This window comes from Streptomyces sp. NPDC057302 (genome assembly GCF_042667685.1).
Classification (GTDB): Bacteria; Actinomycetota; Actinomycetes; order Streptomycetales; family Streptomycetaceae; genus Streptomyces.
Genome location: NZ_JBHUZJ010000165.1, coordinates 1 through 3,310, shown reverse-complemented (window position 1 = coordinate 3,310; position 3,310 = coordinate 1). Strand labels below are relative to the sequence as shown.

Sequence of the window (3,310 nt, the reverse complement as noted above, 5' to 3'; positions counted from 1 at the left end):
CCGTGCTGTCGTACCTACCGACAGCACGGGGCACACCCATTTCCCTGCTCGCGCGCTCGCGCGCTCGATTCCTCAGCCGCAGCAGCCGCCGCACTGGCACGGTCCGCCCGACTGACAGCCACAGCCACAGCCCGAGCCGCAGCCGCAGGCGCCGAGAAGCACGAGGGCGGGCAGGCCCGGCGCATCGGCCGGCTGCTCGGGGACGGGTTCGGTGACGGGGGACTCAGCCATGGGTCTCCTCCTCGAAGGCGTACTGCCTGATGCCCGTTCCATGCCCACTGGAAGGGGCGCACCAACGGCGCACACGCGCGCGGGTATTGCGGGGCGAGCGGGAACGGCGCTCGGCGCGGCGCGCGTTATGGGCGTGCGGGGAGGTCGGCGGGCGCGGGGGACTCGGCGGACGCGGGGACGGGCGGAGCCACCGGAGTGGTGAGTACGGCCGGAGTGGCCGGAGCGGTCAGTACGGCCGGAGCGGTGAGTACGTCCGGAGCGGCCGGAGCGGTCGGGATGACCACCGCGCCCGCCATCTCCTCTTCCGTGGGAAGCCCCCGCATCAGCGACCAGTAGCCGAGCGCGGCGACCGTTCCGATGACCGCGCAGATGCCCCAGAGCCACTCCGCTCCGAAGCGGTCGATCACGAAGCCGGACATCAGCGGGGCGACGAGCGCGGCCACGGCCCACGACAGGGTGTACATGCCCTGGTAGCGGCCCCTGCCGTGGGTCGGCGAGAGGCGGACGACAAGGCCGGTCTGGGTGGGGGCGTTGACGATCTCGGCCAGCGTCCAGACGCAGACGGTGAGGGCGAAGACGCCGATGGACCCGGCGAAGGCGGTGAGCCCGAAGCCGTACCCGGCGAGCAGTGCGGAGATGACCAGCAGGCGCTGCGGGTCGCGGTGTTCGATGAAGCGCGTGACGGGGATCTGGAGCGCGACGATCAGTACGCCGTTGACGGCGATGGCCATGCCGTAGTCGGCGGGCGTGAATCCGGCCTCGCCCATGGCGACGGGCAGCCCCACGGAGCCCTGCTGGAAGATCAGGGCGATGAGGAAGGAGAGGCCGACGACGCCCATGAACCGTCCGTCGCGCAGGACGGCCCCCAGGCCGACGTCCGGCTCCGACTCCTTCTCCAGGGCGGTGCGCACGGGCCGTGATTCCGGCAGCTTCGCGAAGACGACGATGGCGCAGACCATGGTCATGACGGCTTCGATGAGGAACCCGGCGAGGTAGCTGAACTCGGCGATGAAGCCCGCTCCCGCGGAGGAGACGGCGAACCCGAGGTTGATGGCCCAGTAGTTGAGCGAGAACGCCCTGACCCGGTCCTCGGGGCGGACGATGTCGGCCATCATCGCCTGGACGGCGGGCCGGGACGCGTTGCTCGCCATGCCGACGAGGAAGGCGACGGCCGCGATGGCCAGGGGGTCCTTCATGAAGCCGAGGAGGGCGACGGAGAGGGCGGTGGAGACCTGGGCGACGAGGAGCGTGGGCCGCCGCCCGAGACGGTCCGTCATGACGCCGGCCCCGAGCGAGGAGACGACGCCGCCGAGGCCGTGCAGGGCCGCGACGAGACCGGCGTACGTCGCGGAGTAGCCGCGGTCGAGGGTCAGATAGAGCGCCATGAAGGTGGCGACGAAGGCGCCGAGCCGGTTGACGAGGGTGCTGGTCCACAGCCACCAGAACTCGCGGGGAAGACCGGAGACGGACTCCTTGGCGGCACGTCTCAGGGCGGCGAGTGGCATCGGGGTCCCCCACAGGATCACAGAATCAAACGGCAAGCATGTAAGTGTCGCTAACGACGAGCGAACATTACGACTCACGGGCCCGGAAGAGCCAGTGGATTAGCAGAACCCGTCAACTGTCCCCGGCCCGCCGACGTCTGTCCGGGGTCCGGGCGGACGCGCGGGGCACCCGGCGGTTCGATTACGCTCAGGGGCATGGCCGACGCACCGTACAAGCTGATCCTCCTCCGCCACGGCGAGAGCGAGTGGAACGAGAAGAACCTGTTCACCGGCTGGGTGGACGTCAACCTCACCGCGAAGGGCGAGAAGGAGGCGACGCGCGGCGGCGAGCTGCTCAAGGACGCCGGCCTGCTCCCCGACGTGGTCCACACGTCCCTCCAGAAGCGCGCGATCCGCACCGCGCAGCTCTCCCTGGAGTCCGCCGACCGCCTCTGGATCCCCGTGCACCGCTCGTGGCGCCTGAACGAGCGCCACTACGGCGCGCTGCAGGGCAAGGACAAGGCGCAGACGCTCGCCGAGTTCGGCGAGGAGCAGTTCATGCTCTGGCGCCGCTCGTACGACACCCCGCCGCCGGCGCTCGACCGCGAAGCGGAGTACTCGCAGTTCTCCGACCCCCGCTACGCGACGCTCCCGCCGGAGCTGCGCCCGCAGACGGAGTGCCTCAAGGACGTCGTCGTCCGCATGCTCCCGTACTGGTTCGACGGCATCGTCCCCGACCTCCTGACGGGCCGGACGGTCCTGGTGGCGGCCCACGGCAACTCGCTCCGCGCCCTGGTCAAGCACCTGGACGGCGTCTCGGACGAGGACATCGCGGGCCTGAACATCCCGACGGGCATCCCGCTGGCGTACGAACTGGACGCGGAGTTCAAGCCGCTGAAGGCCGGGGGCACCTACCTCGACCCCGACGCGGCCAAGGCGGCCATCGAGGCCGTGAAGAATCAGGGCAAGAAGAAGTAAGCCCACGGCTTCGGGCCCCCTACCTGCGGGTTCTCCGCTGGTAGGGGGCTTTTTGCTGCGCTGGGGCCGTGGCTGGGCCGTCAGATGCGACGGCGCCAGCGGTGGAATCGGATGTCGAGGACGATCAGTAGGGCGACGGGAACGGCGATCTCGACGGGAGCTTCGGCCCAGAGGGCGAGTGCGCCGCCGGCCGAGCCGATGAGCGCCATAGGCAGGTCGCGTAGGCCGATGTCGACCGTGACGCCTGTGCGTGGGACCATAGAGTCTCCATCTGAGTTCGGTTTCCTTGCGAGGGATTCTGGACACGGCAATGGAACCGAATGCCGCCCCACCACGGGCGGCATTCGCATGCCGTCGAGACTTTCTCATGACCGTCACGGGTCGATCAAACGAGCAGGTGAATTGGGGTGCGAGGTGCGGTTGCACTTTTGCCCTTACACCTGCAAAAGCTCCCACCAAACCCGCAGAATCGTTTCTCTGTCTCTTTCCGTAGACGTTCTGTCTACGCAGACAGACAGGTCAGCGCCCTGGGACTCTGCGCACCACCCCAGGTGGCCGGGGAATTCCTCCCTCGCGAGGGACCTTTCTTGCTAGCAAGAAAGAAAGCTAGCGAGAAC

Annotated in this window: 4 protein-coding genes; 1 reads left to right on the top strand and 3 read right to left on the bottom strand. The window is 68.9% G+C overall.

The genetic code is table 11. From position 1 onward, the window contains the following. Positions 1–72: 72 nt before the first annotated feature. Positions 73–231 carry a hypothetical protein gene (locus tag ACFUPX_RS44010; protein ID WP_383335377.1) on the bottom strand — a complete coding sequence of 53 codons (159 nt, stop codon included), beginning with the start codon at positions 229–231 and terminating at the stop codon, positions 73–75. 125 nt (positions 232–356) lie between these two features. Next, positions 357–1,736: an MFS transporter gene (locus ACFUPX_RS44005; RefSeq protein ID WP_383335375.1), complete on the bottom strand. Its 1,380-nt coding sequence runs from the start codon at positions 1,734–1,736 to the stop codon at positions 357–359. A 195-nt stretch (positions 1,737–1,931) separates the two neighbouring features. Between ACFUPX_RS44005 and ACFUPX_RS44000 the strand changes: the two genes are divergently transcribed. Then, complete coding sequence (locus ACFUPX_RS44000; protein WP_383335373.1) at positions 1,932–2,693, top strand: phosphoglyceromutase; 762 nt, start codon at positions 1,932–1,934, stop codon at positions 2,691–2,693. 80 nt (positions 2,694–2,773) lie between these two features. Here the strand turns inward: ACFUPX_RS44000 and ACFUPX_RS43995 are convergent, their stop codons facing one another. Continuing rightward, the gene (locus tag ACFUPX_RS43995; RefSeq protein ID WP_383335371.1) at positions 2,774–2,953 is read right to left on the bottom strand and encodes a hypothetical protein; all 180 of its coding nucleotides are present in this window, start codon (positions 2,951–2,953) and stop codon (positions 2,774–2,776) included. Between the last annotated feature and the right edge of the window lie 357 nt (positions 2,954–3,310).

Excerpts from the sequence above, each read along its gene's own strand:
- ACFUPX_RS44010 (WP_383335377.1), bottom strand. The coding sequence starts at position 231 with ATGGCTGAGTCCCCCGTCACCGAACCCGTCCCCGAGCAGCCGGCCGAT.
- ACFUPX_RS44005 (WP_383335375.1), bottom strand. The coding sequence starts at position 1,736 with ATGCCACTCGCCGCCCTGAGACGTGCCGCCAAGGAGTCCGTCTCCGGT.
- ACFUPX_RS44000 (WP_383335373.1), top strand. The coding sequence starts at position 1,932 with ATGGCCGACGCACCGTACAAGCTGATCCTCCTCCGCCACGGCGAGAGC.
- ACFUPX_RS43995 (WP_383335371.1), bottom strand. The coding sequence starts at position 2,953 with ATGGTCCCACGCACAGGCGTCACGGTCGACATCGGCCTACGCGACCTG.